This is a genomic window from Microbispora sp. H13382 (genome assembly GCF_014161445.1).
GTDB lineage: Bacteria > Actinomycetota > Actinomycetes > Streptosporangiales > Streptosporangiaceae > Microbispora.
On sequence record NZ_JABBXA010000001.1, the window covers coordinates 228,260 to 243,895 of the forward strand.

Annotated in this window: 13 protein-coding genes; 8 read left to right on the forward strand and 5 right to left on the reverse strand. The window is 71.1% G+C overall.

Annotated elements, in window-relative coordinates; genetic code table 11:
- Positions 1 to 42: 42 nt before the first annotated feature.
- Positions 43 to 336 carry a hypothetical protein gene (locus tag HHX41_RS00905; RefSeq protein ID WP_182904428.1) on the reverse strand — a complete coding sequence of 98 codons (294 nt, stop codon included), beginning with the start codon at positions 334 to 336 and terminating at the stop codon, positions 43 to 45.
- Between the two features lie 426 nt (positions 337 to 762).
- Here HHX41_RS00905 and HHX41_RS39560 point away from each other — a divergent pair, with 426 nt between their 5' ends.
- The 3 genes from HHX41_RS39560 (at position 763) to holA (ending at position 5,800) form a co-directional block, all read left to right on the forward strand.
- The gene (locus HHX41_RS39560) at positions 763 to 1,839 is read left to right on the forward strand and encodes a ComEA family DNA-binding protein (protein WP_220503617.1); all 1,077 of its coding nucleotides are present in this window, start codon (positions 763 to 765) and stop codon (positions 1,837 to 1,839) included.
- 328 nt (positions 1,840 to 2,167) lie between these two features.
- Entirely contained in the window at positions 2,168 to 4,645 is a 2,478-nt protein-coding gene (locus HHX41_RS00915; protein ID WP_310741695.1) for a ComEC/Rec2 family competence protein, read from the forward strand.
- A 189-nt stretch (positions 4,646 to 4,834) separates the two neighbouring features.
- Positions 4,835 to 5,800, forward strand: a complete 966-nt coding sequence (gene holA, locus HHX41_RS00920; RefSeq protein ID WP_220503618.1) for a DNA polymerase III subunit delta — start codon at positions 4,835 to 4,837, stop codon at positions 5,798 to 5,800.
- Positions 5,801 to 6,012: 212 nt separating this feature from the next.
- On the opposite strand, the gene HHX41_RS00925 is transcribed toward holA, so the two are convergent.
- Complete coding sequence (locus HHX41_RS00925; RefSeq protein ID WP_182904431.1) at positions 6,013 to 6,510, reverse strand: MarR family winged helix-turn-helix transcriptional regulator; 498 nt, start codon at positions 6,508 to 6,510, stop codon at positions 6,013 to 6,015.
- A gap of 66 nt (positions 6,511 to 6,576) precedes the next feature.
- Here HHX41_RS00925 and HHX41_RS00930 point away from each other — a divergent pair, with 66 nt between their 5' ends.
- Entirely contained in the window at positions 6,577 to 7,767 is a 1,191-nt protein-coding gene (locus tag HHX41_RS00930; protein WP_182904432.1) for an MFS transporter, read from the forward strand.
- 99 nt (positions 7,768 to 7,866) lie between these two features.
- Here the strand turns inward: HHX41_RS00930 and rpsT are convergent, their stop codons facing one another.
- Positions 7,867 to 8,139 carry a 30S ribosomal protein S20 gene (gene rpsT, locus HHX41_RS00935; RefSeq protein WP_169979202.1) on the reverse strand — a complete coding sequence of 91 codons (273 nt, stop codon included), beginning with the start codon at positions 8,137 to 8,139 and terminating at the stop codon, positions 7,867 to 7,869.
- A 138-nt stretch (positions 8,140 to 8,277) separates the two neighbouring features.
- Entirely contained in the window at positions 8,278 to 9,354 is a 1,077-nt protein-coding gene (locus tag HHX41_RS00940; protein ID WP_182904433.1) for a hypothetical protein, read from the reverse strand.
- A gap of 114 nt (positions 9,355 to 9,468) precedes the next feature.
- Here HHX41_RS00940 and lepA point away from each other — a divergent pair, with 114 nt between their 5' ends.
- From lepA to HHX41_RS00955, 3 genes are all read left to right on the forward strand, one after another.
- On the forward strand, positions 9,469 to 11,292 hold the full coding sequence (gene lepA / locus HHX41_RS00945) for a translation elongation factor 4 (protein WP_310741696.1): 1,824 nt from the start codon (positions 9,469 to 9,471) through the stop codon (positions 11,290 to 11,292).
- Positions 11,293 to 11,359: 67 nt separating this feature from the next.
- Positions 11,360 to 12,007, forward strand: a complete 648-nt coding sequence (locus HHX41_RS00950; protein ID WP_182904434.1) for an MOSC domain-containing protein — start codon at positions 11,360 to 11,362, stop codon at positions 12,005 to 12,007.
- 155 nt (positions 12,008 to 12,162) lie between these two features.
- Positions 12,163 to 12,864, forward strand: a complete 702-nt coding sequence (locus HHX41_RS00955) for a GNAT family N-acetyltransferase (RefSeq protein ID WP_220503619.1) — start codon at positions 12,163 to 12,165, stop codon at positions 12,862 to 12,864.
- An 862-nt stretch (positions 12,865 to 13,726) separates the two neighbouring features.
- On the opposite strand, the gene HHX41_RS00960 is transcribed toward HHX41_RS00955, so the two are convergent.
- Complete coding sequence (locus HHX41_RS00960) at positions 13,727 to 14,839, reverse strand: glycoside hydrolase family 18 protein (RefSeq protein ID WP_310741697.1); 1,113 nt, start codon at positions 14,837 to 14,839, stop codon at positions 13,727 to 13,729.
- A 459-nt stretch (positions 14,840 to 15,298) separates the two neighbouring features.
- On the opposite strand from HHX41_RS00960, the gene HHX41_RS42155 reads away from it, so the two are divergent.
- Entirely contained in the window at positions 15,299 to 15,622 is a 324-nt protein-coding gene (locus tag HHX41_RS42155) for a trypco2 family protein (RefSeq protein ID WP_220503620.1), read from the forward strand.
- Positions 15,623 to 15,636: the final 14 nt, after the last annotated feature.

Here is a 15,636-nt window from a genome sequence, read left to right on the forward strand (position 1 = left end):
GAGGTGACTCCGATGTTCAGAAAGACTCTCGCGGCTTGCGCGTTAGCGGCTTCGGCTTGCATCCCAGCGACGGTACAAGCCGCGCCCGCCCACGCGTCCCTGGTCGTACAGCAGGGCGGCGACGGTCAGCAGCAACAGCAGCAGGACGACGGTCAGCAGCAACAGCAGCAGGGCGGCGACGGTCAGCAGCAACAGCAGCAACAGCAGCAACAGCAGCAGCAACAGCAGCAACAGCAGCAGCAACAGCAGCAGCAACAGCAGCAGCAGCAGCAACAGCAGCAACAGCAGCAGGGTGGCGGTCAGCAGCAACAACAGCAGGGGTGAGAACTGAACCATCTGCCTCACAAGAAAGGAACTCTTGTGGGGCATTTCCTTTGTGCCGGCAGTCCGGCCGTAGATTGAGATCTCGCTTCCAGGCAGGCGTAGAGACGCGTACGGCCACTGTTGTGCTGACGATTGAGAATCGAGCGGTGGCCGCGGACAAGCCCGGGCCCGGATCGGTCGTCACCGGCGGAATGTCGTTCACGAGCCGTGATCAGGATCTACGGCTGGGGTGTTGGCCGCACAGCCCGCACGGAATCCCCACGCCTCGCGGCAATAAGGGCTGATCCTGATCAATCCCGGCAAACCAGATATACCCGATGAGCCGCCCAGGCGCCCATGGCCGACCTGGCCTGACCTACCTCCATGCGCCTCACGCTGTTTCCACAGAATCCCGTTCGGGACCGGCCGGGGTCACGGTGTGTGCCTACCGTGCTTGACGTGCGAAGCAAGGAGTCTCGCGGTGCCGTACGCGGCGTCGTCGCCGGCGAGTCCCGCCTGCGCGGGCTGCTGCGTCCGTTCGACCCGGTTCCCCCGTCCGCCCGCCTGCGGTCGGCGCCGTCCCCGCCCGGGCCGCCGCCCTCGTTCGGCGCTCCCCACCCCGTCCGTACGGAGACCCGCGTGCCGGGCCGTCAGCCTGAGGAGGCTGAGGACGGCCTTGACCACGGGGAGCTTTCCGGCCTGGCCGAGGAGGTCGCGGATCGGTGGGAGGCACGCGCGGGCGGGCCGGAGACCTCCGCGCGCGACCTGCGAACGTTCGGACGGGAGGCTCTCGGCCGGGCCCTGCCACGGCTCGACCCGGGCATGCCCGGGCTACGGGTGCTGGTGGCCGCCGGGCTGCTCGCCGCGATCGTCACCGGGATCCTGGTCTGGCGGTCGAGGCCGGTGGCCGAGCCGATCGCCCCGCCGCTCCCGGCCGCCGCGGTTCAGGACCTCCGCCCCGCCGCCGACTCCGCGGGCGGCCCCGGGGCTGCGCCGGGTCCGGCGTCCCACGCGCCGGACCCCGCCAACGCTGCCGGGCCGGGCGCGAGGGCCTACGTTCCGGGATCCGGCGGCACCGCGGCCCCATCCGGCGCATCGGCTCAGGTCGTGGTGTACGTGACGGGCAAGGTCCGCGACCCGGGGGTGTACGTTCTCGCGTCCGGCTCGCGGGTCGCGGACGCGATCGAGGCCGCAGGAGGTCTCCGGAAGGGCGCGAAGCCCGGCGGAATCAACCTGGCCCGCCGCGTGGTGGACGGTGAACAGATCGTCGCCGGAAGCGCGGTGACGGCCGGGATGGATCCCGCCTCGGGTGCTCCGGGCACGGCGCCGGGGACACCGGGAGCCGGGGTGGTGAACCTCAACACCGCCACAGCCGAGCAGTTGGACGCGCTGCCCGGGATCGGCGGCGTGATCGCGCAGCGGATCGTCGACTACCGGGACGCCCACGGGGGTTTCCAGAGCGTCGACCAGTTGAAGGAGGTTCCCGGCATCGGAGACAGGAAGTTCGCCGAGATGCGCGACAAGGTCTCCGTGTGATCGCCGTCGACCGGCACGACGGCCATCACGAGAGCGGGCAGGTCGAGCCGGCCGCCGGAACCGGCCGGCTTCGACGGCGGCGCGCATGGGAACGCCCGGCTCCGATGCCGTTCCGGACAGAGCGAGTGCGGGGGACGGGATGAGGGCGGGGAGCCCAGGCCCCGCGGGTTACGACGGGCTGGGGCATGAGCCGGGGGGTGATGCGCCGGGGCGCGAGGAACAGTGGCGCGAGGAACAGCGGCGCGAGGAGCAGCGGCGCGGTAGGACGGGGCCCGGCCCGGCGGCGCTGGCCGCTCCAGCGGCGGCTGCGTGGCTCACCGCTCTCGTAGTGCTGGGCTGCCCCGCCGTCGCCGGGGCCGCCGTGGCGCTGGCCGCCGCCGTGGCGGGCGTCGTCACGTGGGCGACAGCGCGGCGGCCGCCGAATCCCGACGTCGAGAGGGGCCGTGGCGTCGAGCGGGGCACCGACGTCGAGCATGGCTGTGGTGCCGAGCGGGGTGGGGACGTCGAGCGGGGTGGGGAGGGGACCGGCGAGTCGGGCTCGCGTGCCGAAGGGGGACGTGCCGGCGAGTTCGCCGGCCCCGCGGGAGCGCCGGGGGCCGTCGCCAGGATCGCGATGGCGGTGCTCGCGGCCGTGGCCGTGACGGCCGCGGTCACGGCGTTCACGGTTCTCAAGGTGACGACCGGCCCCGTGCCGGACCTGGCCGGCCGGGGCGCCACGGTGACCGCCGAGGCGGAGATCAGCGACGACCCGCGCATCCGGCCGCACCAGGGCGGGGTGGCCCGGCGGGAGACGGCGGTCGTCCGGGCCCGGTTGCTGCTGGTGTCGGCCGCCCGGGAGCGATACGCCGTGGACGTGCCCGTCGTGCTGCTCGGTCCCGCAGAAGGATGGCGTTCACTGCTGCCCAGCCAGCGGGTCCGGGTGCGCGGGCGGTTGAGTCCGGCTGAGCAGGGTGAGCCGGTCGCGGCGGTGATGCTCGTCCGGGGGGCACCCGAGCCGATCAGCGCGCCCTCGGCCGTGCAGCGTGCCGCCGGAGCGCTGCGCGCGGGTCTGCGCGAGGCGGCCGGCGTGCTGCCGGACGACCAGCGCGGGCTGTTGCCCGGCCTGGTCGTCGGCGACGTGTCGCGCCTGGACGAGGAGGTGCGGCTCGACCTGGCGACGGCGGGGCTCGGCCATCTCACCGCCGTCTCCGGCACCAATCTGGCCATAGTGGCGGGCGCGGTGCTGGTGCTCGGCCGTTTCGCCGGCCTGCCCCTGGTCCTCCGGGCCGCCGTCGCGGTCGTCGCGATGGTCGCGTTCTCGGTCGTGGCGAGACCGTCGCCGAGCGTGCTGCGCGCTCTCGTCATGGGAACGGTCGCCGCCGTGGCCCTCGGCACGGGGCGCACCCGGGACGGCGTCGCCGCCCTGTCGGCGACCGTGCTCGGACTGGTGGTGTTCGATCCTGGGCTGGCCCGGCAGTGGGGCTTCGCGCTGTCGGTGTTCGCGACCGGCGGCATCCTGGTGCTCGCGCCCCGGTGGCGTGACCGCCTCGCGGCGCGCCGGGTGCCCCGCCTGCTCGCCGAGGCCCTGGCCGTGACCGCCGCGGCGCAGGCGGCGGTCACGCCCCTGCTGGTGCTGATGTCCGGGCGCCTCGACCTGGCCGCGATCCCGGCCAACCTGCTCGCGGAGCCCGCGGTGGCGCCCGCGACCGTGCTGGGGTTCGGGGCCGCCGTGATCGCCCCGGTGAGCATGGACCTGGCCTGGCTACTGGTGCGTCCCGCGGGGTGGGCCGTCGGCTGGATCATCGCGGTGGCACAGCGAGCCGCGGACCTTCCGTTCGCCTCGGCGGAGTGGTTCGGGGGAGCGGCGGGCCTCGCCGCGCTCGCGGCGGCGGCCGTCGCGGGCTGGCTCATCCTGCGGGGCCGTGCCCGCAGGCGCCTGGTGGCGGCGCTCGTGGCGGGAGCGTTGCTCGCCGCCCTCGTGGCGGTGCCGGTGGTGTCGCCCTGGCCACCGCCCGGGTGGCTACTGGTCGTCTGCGACGTCGGCCAGGGGGACGCCCTGGTGCTGGCGGCGGGCCCCGGCCGGGCGGTGGTGGTCGACGCCGGTCCGCAGCCGGGCCCCACCGACCGGTGTCTGCGTGCTCTCGGAGTGCGGCAGGTGCCGCTCGTCGTCCTCACTCACCCCCACCTCGACCACGTCGGCGGACTGCCGGGGGTGCTGCGCCGCCGCGCGGTCGGGGCGGTGGTCGTGAGCCCGGGTCGCGTGCCGGAGGGCGAGGCCGGCCGCGTCTCCGGGCGACTCAGGGCGGCCCACATCCCGGAATGGCAGGCCGTCCCGGGGATGCGGTGGCGGTTCGGGCCGAGCGAGATCACCGTCCTCGCTCCCGAGGCCGGTGCGCAGACGCCGGGCAGGGGCGAGGGGTCGACGGCCAACAACGCCAGCGTCGTGCTGCTGGTCCGCTGGTCCGGAGGGCCCGACGCGCAGGGAGCAGGCGGAGCACGGGAAGCACCCCTGGGCGCGGCCCTGCTCGCCGGAGACCTGGAGACGGAGGCGCAGGAGGCCCTGGTGCGGCGCGGCCTGCCACGGGTCGAGGTGCTGAAGGTTCCCCACCACGGGTCGCCCAGACAGGCGCCGGCCTTCCTCGCCGCCACGGGCGCGCGGGCCGCACTGATCAGCGTCGGCGCGGTCAACGACTACGGGCATCCCGCTCCGCTGACGCTGCGGCGCCTGCACTGGCTCGGCATGCGGCCCTACCGCACGGACCTGTCGGGGGACATAGCCGTCGTCGCCGCCCGCAACCGCCTCGCCGTGGTCGTACGGGGCAGATGAGCGCGGGCCGGGTGAGGGAGTGGGGCAGGCCTGCGAGCCGGCTCTCGGCCTGCGCCGCCGGCTCGCGACGGCGCCCGAACGTTGTGGGTCGCACTTGCGCGCGGGATTCGCCCAGTACGCAGGTGGCCGTCGCCGCGTGCCGGGCGGGCGGATGTGCCGTGGGCGGGTGAGCGTGGCATGCTGCGTGACATGGCGAACCCAGCACCCGTGACCCTGGTCGTCGGCGACGAGGAGTTCCTGGCCGATCGTGCCGTGGGCTCCATCGTGGCGGCGGTCCGCGCCGAGAACCCGGGGGCCGAGCTGCACGACCTTCAGGGAAGCAAAGTGCAGCCGGGAGACCTGGTCGGACTCGCCTCCCCCTCGTTGTTCGGTGACCGGTCGGTCATCGTGATCCGCGGGGCGCAGGACCTCACGAAGGACGTCATCACCGAGGTCGTCAAATACGCCGCCCACCCGGCCGACGACACCGTGCTCGTGCTGGCCCACCCAGGCGGCGTCAAGGGGAAGGCCCTGGTGGACGGGGTGAAGAAGGCGGGTGCCGACGTCGTCACGGTGGCCAAGCCGACCAAGGCGGGAGAGCGGCTCGACTTCATCAAGGCCGAGGTCCGCAGGGAGGGCCGCTCGATCTCGCCGGCCGCCGCCCAGGCGCTGCTCGACGCCGTGGGCAGCGATCTGCGCGAGCTGGCGGCCGCCTGCGGCCAGCTCGCCTTCGACACCGAGGGCAAGAACATCGACGAGGCGGCGGTCGCGAAGTACTACCGGGGACGCGCCGAGGTCAGCGGCTTCACGATCGCCGATCTGGCGATCGAAGGCCGGTTGGGTGAGGCGCTGGAACAGGTCCGGTGGGCCCTCGCCACGGGCGTGGCGCCGGTGCTGATCGTCAGTGCGCTGGCGGGGGGCCTGCGCTCGCTGGCCAAGGTGGGCGGGGCGCCCCGCAACCTGCGCGGCGGCCAGCTCGCGAGCCATGTGGGCATGCCGCCCTGGAAGATCGACCGGGTCAAGCGTCAGCTCGGCGGCTGGGGGCCGGAGGGAATCTCCGCCGCCCTGCAGGCCGTGGCCACCACCGACGAGCAGGTCAAGGGTGGCGGCACCGACCCGGCGTACGCGCTGGAGAAGGCGATCCACACGATCGTGGCCAGTCGCAACACCCGCTGAACCGCTCAGCGAGCGGTGGCGTGCGCGCCGGGGGGATTCGCCCAGGCCACCTCCGACGCGACCGTGCTGTTCAAGACCAACGTCACGTTCGACGAGTCAGCGGCCGGGGACCCGCGACACGTTCATCCCTGAGCGCGGCGTGAGCGCCGCACGGGGTGGTCTCTCCGGATCTGGCTCGGCTGTGGGCCGCGGCTCCCGCTGTACGGCTCGCTTCAGGGTCGGGCGGGGTGCTCCACGTGCAGCAGCATCCGCTTGAGCAGCGCTGCGAGGGCGTCCTGGTCGTCCGGCGGCAGCACGCCCACCATCTCGTCCTCGACCTCGCCGCGCAGGTCCATCGCCCTGAGCCAGAGCGCGCGGCCCTCGCTCGTCAACTCCACATCCACCCGGCGGCGGTCCTCCGCGCTGCGGATGCGCCGGACGAGCCCGGCCTTCTCAAGGGTGTCCAGGCGGCCCGTCATGCCGGCGGGGGAGACCCGCAACTCGGCGGCGAGCTCCGTCGGGGTGGCCCGGCCGCCTTCTCCCCGGGCACCGAGCCAGTGAAGGGTCTCGTACTCGAAGTCCTGCAGGCCCACCGCGGCCAGCGCGGTGTCCTTCGCCTGAGCCAGGTGCTTCACCAGGAACTGCATCCGGGTGACGATCGCCTCCACGCGTTCGTCGAAGGGCGCCTTCCCCCGCCAGCGCGCGATGTGCCGGTCCACCGAGTCGTCCATCAGGCAATCATACGCCGGAGAAAAATACGTTAACGAAAGCTTCGCTGGCGAAATACCTTCCCTCCCATGATTGCACGTCTGGTCGCGGGGCGGACGGTCGCGGCGCTCGCCACCGCCCTCATTCCCACCGGCCTCACCCTCGCCGTCATCAGGGTGACCGGCTCCGCCCTCGATCTCGGCGTCGTCCTCGCCGCCGAGATGCTGCCCATGCTCCTGCTGCTTCCCGTCGGCGGAGTCATGGCGGACCGCTTCGCGCCGAGGCGGGTGATCCTCGTGGCCGATCTGGTCCGCTGCGCCGCCCAGGTGGCGCTGGGGGCACTGCTCCTCCTCGGCCATCCGGGCGTCCCGGTGATGGCGGGTCTCGCGGCGCTCACCGGAGCCGCGGTGGCCTTCGGCGTTCCGGCCGTGTCACCGCTGGTCGCCGGGGTGGTTCCGGCCGAGCGCCGGCTGCGGGTCAACGCCCACATCGGAGTCGCGAGCGGCCTCGCCCAGATCACCGGCCCCGCGCTCGCCGGAGGTCTGACGCTGTGGCTCGGGCCGGGCTGGTCCTTCCTGCTCACCGGGGTCCTGTTCGCCGGGTCCGCGGTCACGCTGGGCGGCCTGGTCACGGCTCCGCGCCCGGTGACCCGTCGCGACCGCTTCCTGGGCGAGCTGAGGGAAGGATGGCGGGAGGCGCGGCGGCACCGCTGGTTCCTGGTCAGCGTGGCCGGGCACGGCGTCTGGCATCTCGGGGCGGGCGTGCTGCTGACCCTCGGCCCGGTGATCGCCGTACGCAGCCTGGGCGGTGAGGCCGTCTGGGTGGTCGTCGCGCAGGCGGGAACCGCGGCGACCCTGCTCGGCGTCTTCGTGGCGCCCAGGTTGCCGATCCGGCGGCCCCTCGCCGTGGCGGCGGTCGGGGCGGCGGTCTACGCGTGCCCGCTCGTCGCCTTCGCTCTCCCCGCGCCGACCCCGATCGTCATCGCCGCGTACGTCGTGGCGATGGCGGGGGTGGGGATGCTGACGCCTTTGTGGGAGACGGTGGTGCAGCAGCGGGTGGAGCCGCACGCGCTCGGCAGGGTGGACTCGTTCGACGTGCTCATCTCCTACGCGGCGCGGCCGCTCGGGCTCGCCGCCGCCGCGCCGCTCGCCGCCTGGGCCGGAGCCGCGGCTCCGCTGCTCGTGTCGGCTGCTCTGGTGGCCGCGGTCAACCTGGCGGTGCTCGCCCTGCCCGAGGTCAGGCGGCGTACGACGGAGGAGACCACGCCGGTGCCGGTCTGACCGGTGACGCGGCCACGACGACGGCGGGCCCGACGACGGCGGGCACGCGAAAACGCCGCATCTCCCGTGAAAGGAGATGCGGCGTACGCCAGGCGTGAGTTACTTGGCGGCCTGCAGGGTGGCGGCGCGCTTGGCGATCGCCGACTTCCGGTTGGCAGCCTGGTTCTTGTGAATGACGCCCTTGCTGACGGCCTTGTCGAGCTGCCGGGACGCGGCCTTGAGCGCGACGAGGGCGTCGTCGACGTTGCCCTGGTCGGCGGCCTCGCGGAACTTGCGGACCGCGGTCTTCAGGGACGACTTGACGGCCTTGTTACGCAGCCGGTGCTTCTCGTTCTGCCGGTTGCGCTTGATCTGGGACTTGATGTTCGCCACGAAGAAAGCCTCAGTGTTAAGTCTTGGTCGGATGGGGCGCGCGGGCTCGTGAGAGGGCGCGCCACACGCAGTTGGACAGGATACCAACAGCCCGGGCCGCCGCTCAAATTCACGACGACAGGACCGCCCCCGCTCATGCTATCGCGGCGCGGCCGCCGCGGTCCGCACATCGGCCTGCCCGCCCGACGACTCCACCGACCCACCGGGGCCGCCGCGCACCCACGCGCTCTCGTACTCCTTCCAGTCCTGCTCCGTGGCCGCGAAGTCGACGTACAGGGCCAGGCCGAACTCGGTGCGCGGACCGTGGTCGCTGAGCGCGAGCCGCGCGCCCTCGGCGGCGGCCTGGACGCTCTCGGCCCGGTCGCCGTACCAGACGCCGTGGTCGTGGTACGCCGGAGCCCCGATGAGCAGGGTCTTGTCCTCGGGCACCAGGTCGAGGGCGAGCGTGGTCTGCCGTGCGACGTAGCCGCCGTAGAGAGAGTTCAGCGGCGTCCACGAGTCGTACGTCATGATCGCCACCTGGTCGGTGAGGCCCACCACCTGGCGGAAGTAGTCCGGCGTCCAGTACTTGTCGTGGCCGATCGCCAGGGCGGTGGGGGCGCGCAGGCCGGGCAGCGGCTCGATCTGCTGCGTGGCGACCGACAGCGGCCGGGCGCCGATGGCCGCCCGCGTCTCCCGCAGCACGCTGAGGAACGGCCCGTCCCCGTCGTCGACCGGCTCGAAGTCGTAGTGGATCCCGTCGAACCCGACGGCGACCAGGTCCCGGGCGCCCGCCACGACCCTGGCCCGGGTCGCCGTGTCGGCCAGGCTCAGGTGGGGCTTGCCGTTGTCGTTGACCGTCTGGCCGAGCCAGGCCGACACCCGGACTCCGGGCACGTTCGCCCGCCACCATTTCAGGAAATTTCTGGCATTGGGGTAGCGAACGGGTGGCAAGGTCCCGTCGTACTCGTACGGCCCGCTGTGGACGTACACGTCCCTGATGCCGCTGGCGCGCAGCCGTACGGCGAGGGCCCGCACGTCGGCCTCGGTGCGGCGGCCGTCCACCCACGCGTGGCCCATCCACAGGGCGTCGTGGCCGGTCGTCCTGGCCCAGCCGGCGGGCGTTCCGGCGAACTGGAGGCGCAGCGCGGCGGCGCCGGCCAGCCCGAGCGCGAGCGGAACGGCCACGACGACGGCGGCTAATCGCAGAACTCGTCTGGTGGTCAAGGCAAGCATCCGGACATGCCACCATGGAGGGTGGCTGGTCCGCCAGCCTCGGGAGGGCCCGCCGCGCGTGACGAGGGCGGCCCGATCGACCAGCAGTCATCCAATTTGTCGAAACGGACCCCGGTGCGCATCCAGCCTGGCCAGACCGACCCCGCGTTGATCCGCAACTTCTGCATCATCGCGCACATCGACCATGGCAAGTCGACCCTCGCCGACCGCATGCTGCAGATCACCGGCGTGGTGGACGACAGGTCGATGCGTGCGCAGTATCTCGACCGCATGGACATCGAGCGGGAGCGGGGCATCACCATCAAGTCGCAGGCCGTGCGGCTTCCGTGGAACGGCCACGTCCTCAACATGATCGACACGCCGGGCCACGTGGACTTCACCTACGAGGTGTCCCGGTCCCTCGAGGCGTGCGAGGGCGCGATCCTGCTCGTGGACGCCGCCCAGGGCATCGAGGCGCAGACGCTGGCCAACCTCTACCTGGCCATGAACGCCGACCTCCACATCATCCCGGTCCTCAACAAGATCGACCTGCCCGCGGCGCAGCCGGACAAGTACGCCGAGGAGATCGCGGGCCTGATCGGCTGCGACCCCGGCGACGTGCTGCGCGTGTCCGGCAAGACCGGCGTCGGCGTCAAGGAGCTGCTCGACCACGTCGTGGAGCACATCCCGGCGCCCGTCGGCAACGCCGACGTCCCCGCCCGGGCGCTGATCTTCGACTCCGTGTACGACACCTACCGGGGCGTCGTGACGTACGTCAGGGTGGTGGACGGGCACCTGTCCAAGCGCGAGCGCGTGCTGATGATGTCCACGGGCGCCCAGCACGAACTGCTGGAGATCGGCGTCATCTCGCCGGAGCCCATGCCGTCCGACCGGGGGCTCGGCGTCGGCGAGGTGGGCTACCTGATCACCGGTGTGAAGGACGTGCGCCAGAGCCGGGTCGGTGACACGGTCACCAACGCGCTCAAGCCCGCCGCGGAGGCCCTGGGCGGATACGAGCACCCCAAGCCGATGGTCTACTCCGGGCTCTATCCGATCGACGGCGACGACTACCCCGAGCTGCGCGAGGCCCTCGACAAGCTCCGGCTGAACGACGCCGCCCTCGTGTACGAGCCGGAGACCTCGGCGGCCCTCGGCTTCGGCTTCCGCTGCGGCTTCCTCGGCCTGCTGCACATGGAGATCGTCCGTGAGCGGCTGGAGCGCGAGTTCAACCTTTCGCTGATCTCGACCTCGCCGAACGTCATCTACCAGGTGATCATGGAGGACGGCAGCGAGCACGTCGTCACCAACCCGTCGGAGTTCCCGGCCGGCAAGATCGGCCAGATCTTCGAGCCGATGGTGAAGGCCACGGTGCTCGCACCGTCCGAGTTCATCGGCGCGATCATGGAGCTGTGCCAGGGCCGCCGCGGGCAGCTCCAGGGCATGGACTACCTCTCGGAGGACCGGGTCGAGATCCGCTACACGCTCCCGCTCGGCGAGATCATCTTCGACTTCTTCGACCAGCTCAAGTCGAAGACCCGCGGGTACGCCTCGCTCGACTACGAGCCGTCCGGGGAGCAGGAGGCCGACCTGGTCAAGGTGGACATCCTGCTGCAGGGCGAGACCGTGGACGCGTTCAGCGCGATCGTCCACCGCGACAAGGCGTACGCCTACGGGGTGGAGATGGCCAAGAAGCTCAAGGAGCTCATCCCGAGGCAGCAGTTCGAGGTGCCCATCCAGGCCGCGATCGGCGCCCGTGTCATCGCTCGCGAGAACATCCGCGCCATCCGTAAGGACGTCCTCGCCAAGTGCTACGGCGGTGACATCAGCCGTAAGCGCAAGCTGCTGGAGAAGCAGAAGGAAGGCAAGAAGCGGATGAAGATGGTCGGCCGGGTGGAGGTCCCCCAGGAGGCCTTCGTCGCCGCCCTCTCCTCCGAGGCGCCGGACAAGAACAAGAAGTAGCTCTGTCCGAATTGACCACAACTTAATAGGATCGCAGGGAAACATGACCATCCGTTAACGTTTGGGCATGTACATCCTCTCTGTGAACGTGGGCCGGGCCGTCGACGCCGAGTGGGCCGGAGAACTTCGGCGCACCGCCATCGACAAGCGGAAGGCCGAGGGCCGCGTGGCCGTACGCGACAACGGCCTGGAGGGCGACGAGCGCGCCGACGTGGCCAACCACGGTCACCCCGACCAGGCGGTGTACGCGTACGCGCGGGAGGACTACGACTGGTGGGAGCCCCGTATGGGCCGGGACCTGCGTGACGGCCAGTTCGGGGAGAACCTCACGACGTCCGGGGCCGACGTGAGCGGCGCCGTCCTCGGCGAGCGGTGGCGGGTGGGCACGGCCGTCCTGGAGGTCACCTACCCCCGCATCCCGTGCGTGGTGTTCCGCAACTGGCTGGACGAGCGCGGCTGGGTGAAGCGCTTCACCGAGGCCGGCCGTCCCGGGGCGTACTTCCGGGTGGTCGAGCGGGGCGAGCTCGGCGCGGGCGACGAGATCGAGGTGCTCGACCGGCCCTCGGACGGGGTGACGATCGCCGAGGCGTTCCGGGCCTACCACGGCGGCAGAGACCTGATGCTGCGGATCCTCGCCGTTCCCGGCCGCAGCGACAAGTGGGACAGGGTCGCCGAGCGCGTCCTCGGCAGCCGCACCGGCGTGGTCGCGTCCTGATCACGGAGCGCCCGCACGGTAAGGGCGGTGGCCGAAAAGGTCTCTGATGATTGGTGGCCCTGCCGCCCCCTCCCGGAACGGCGCCGCCTGCCCGTGGGAACCGGTTTGGCCGGAAGCCGGGCCACGAGGATGATCGAGGAGTGTCGCGGGACTCCTTGGAACAGGCGCGTCGGCTGTGGGCGGCCCTGGCCCGTGTCACGGTCGCGTTTCCCCCGTCGGGCGGCGTGACCGTCGTCGTCTCGCCGGAGTCGTGGTTGTGTCCGCCCGGATGGGCGGGCGTGGTCGAATTGGACGGGGCCGTCCTGGCGACCGTGCCGGAAGCCGGGTTGGCCGGGCGGCTGCACGATGCCCTGCTCGGCGCGCTCGACACAGACATCGACCTGTCCCGGCTCCCCGGCCGCCTGAGCGTTCACGACGTCCTGGGCCCGGCGACGCTGGCGTACCTGGACGCCGCCGACTTCGCCCCGTCCCATCGCGACACCGTCGTCGAGCGGCTGCCGCCGGGACATCGGGATGTCCGCTCACTGGTGGCCTCGGTGGACGCCCGGGATGCCGACGAAAGCGGCATGGAGGAGGTCGCCTCGGCGGTTCGGGTGCTGCGGGAGGGCCGTGACGTGCTCGCCGCCGCCGGGTATCGCCCTTGGCTGGACACGGCGGCCCATCTGTCCGTCCTGGTCGCCGCGGCGCACCGTGGTCGTGGCCTGGCCCGCCTGGTGGCCTCGGCGGCGGTGGCGGACGCATTGGCCGAGGGGCTGCTGCCCCAGTGGAGAGCACGCCCCGAGCCGTCACGGCGAGTGGCCCGAGCGCTGGGCTTCCGGGAACTCGGCTCGCAGATCAGCCTCCTCCTGAAGCCCTGACAGCGGCCCAGGGCCCGGGATAGTCACGGCGCCGATTTCCCGCGAGGGTTCACGCTCCCCGCCTCCATTGGCACCACCGCGCCGCGCGAATGCGACCAGCCTGCGCACACACACTTGTGGTCGCTGTGAAGACGATTGGAATCAGCTGTCAGCGGAGGATGGAGTAGAGGCGGTGGTGAGGGAGGCTTTGGCGACGCCTGCCGCCAAAGGACCAGTAATGACGTGCACCGATCTTTCTCAGCTCCGGCCGTGGGCCTTCCCCAGGGGTATAAGGCGCACATCCCCGCAGGACTGTACGAGCGACGGCGAATGCCCGTCACTGAAGAAGAAGGTGCTACCAAGTTGTACCGCTACGCTGCACGGAATTCGCACCAGGCCGTGCTCCTGACGACCCGGCGGCTGGCCCTGACCACGCTTGTGATCACGGTGGCGGGGATTTCCGCCGCGCAGCCGTCGAACGCCCGCGTCGCCGCCCACCACGTGGTGCTCGAAGCATCTCACCACCCCGGCCCCGGCGGAGGCGGAGGTCAGGTGATCAGAGGGGGACGAGCCGGCGGCGGCCAGAACCGATCCGGCATGGGTAGGCACAACCAGAGCGTCACCGGCACTGTCGCTCCCACCTTCGTCCAGGGAGCGTCACAGCAGGCATTCACGAACGATGGTTCGTTCGACGTGCAGAACGGCGTCTGCTGGAGGCAACCAAACATCTGTGCCGTCGGGCAGAACATGCCAGTCCGCCATAGGTCATGACGGGGTGAACTCCCACCGCTCCCGCCCCGGTAGCCGAGCGTGTGCGAGTTCCACAGCACCGCTACGACGGGGGAGGGGAGCCGTATGGGGTCCCCTCCCGGGGGGTGGGGTGTCAGCGGAGGATGGAGTAGAGGGCGGTGGTGAGGGAGGCTTTGGCGTCGTCCTGGTCGATGGACCAGAGCATGGAGCCGCCGAGGCCCTTCAGCCGGATGTAGGCGGCCTTCTCCACCATGACGGCGGGGTCGTCGTAGGACCAGAACTCGTTGCCGTCGTAGAGCCACAGGGTGCCGGTGAGCAGGTCGCGGTAGCGCTTGCCGGGCTTGTTGACGAGGTTCTTGTAGTCCTCGTTGCCGGCGGCCCAGGTGCCGGGGGCGGGGCCGGCGGCGGTGGCGTACAGGCCGTTGCCGCGGGTGGTCACGCCGGTCCAGCCCTGGCCGTAGGCGGGGACGCCGATGACGATCTTGCGTGCGGGGGCGCCGCGGCCGATGTAGTCGCGTACGGTCTGGTCGACGCTGAACTTCACCTCGTTGGGGTCGCGGCGGTCGGTGAGCAGGTTGGCCTGGTGGCCGGTGCGGTTCTCCCAGGTCCCGTGCAGGTCGTAGCCCTGGACGGTGGCGAAGTCGAGCTGGTCGAACACCTTGCGGACCTCGAAGCCGGCGTCGATCTTGGCGGCGGCGGCGGGGAGGAAGGCGGTGAGCTCGGCCCGCCGGTCGTACGCCTTCATCTGGCGGCGCAGTTCGGTCAGGAACAGGGTGAAGTTCTGCTTGTCCTCGGGGCGGATGACGTTGCCGTCGTTGCCGGCCGAGCCGGGCCACTCCCAGTCGAGGTCGATGCCGTCGAAGACGCCGGCGGCGGCGCCGGCGGGCAGGCCGGGCAGGTCGCCCTTGAGCCACAGGCCGACGCAGGAGGCGGCGAGCTTGGCGCGGGCTTCGGGGGTGAGGACGGCGTCGGAGAAGTACTTCGAGCCGGTCCAGCCGCCGAGGGAGATGAGGACCTTGAGGCCGGGGTGGCGGGCCTTGAGCTTCTTGAGCTGGCCGAGGTTGCCCTTGAGCGGCTGGTCGTCGGTGTCGGCGACGCCGTCGACGCTCTGCTCGGCGGGCACGGGGCGCTGCCAGTCGGCCCAGGGGTCGGCGGAGTAGCAGGTGCCCTCCGGGCCGACGAACCCGAAGGCGTAGTTGAGGTGGGTCAGCTTCCCGGCGGCGCCACTGGCGTCCACGTCCTTCACGTGGAAGTTCCGCCCCTAGTACCGACCTTAGCGCAACATATTTCCGTAGGAATGTCGGCCTAGGGCTTAGCGATCACCATCCAGCTTGATTTCCCGCCTGACGTGCTCCGATGCCGTCACGCCGCCGTATCTCGCACCGTCAGCACTTACCGCCAAGCCCGAAGACAACGACGGACGACCATGTATCGGCGAGGACTTTCTCTACAAGGTCAAGGCGAGCCGCCTACGGCGGCCCGCAGTGCGCCGGGCGGCCAGCGGGCCGGGCATGCGGCTCTCCGGCCGGTCCCGGCCCGCGCCGCCCCCGCGCTCACCCCGATATCGCGGAAGCACCACAAATTAGACATAACGCACATATGGTGAGTGGCCTCGTAACGGCCGTCGCTTGACGCCGACAAGCACGCGGTTGGATTGTAGGCTTGTCCGATACGCATCGGGCGTGAGCAAGGACGGGATGTATCGATGACTGGCTTGAACAACGAAGAACTCATCGGGCTCGCGGAGTGGCTTGAGCAACTACGAACAGAGTTAGGAACTGCATCGGTCGCAGGGAAGGATCAAGACATTCGATTTGAGCTTGGACCGATAGATCTGGAAGTCGAGGTGACGGCGACTCAAGAGCGAGGAGGGAAGGGTGGAATAAAGCTGTGGGTCTTGAATGGCGATGCTTCAAAGAAGAGAACTTCCGGGACGACGCAACGGATAAAAATTTCCCTCACTCCACGGCAGGCGGACGGAGCGAGTCTGCAGGTGTCCGATAGAGTAACCGGCACAATGCCCGAGTAATGCAAAGTAGTCCA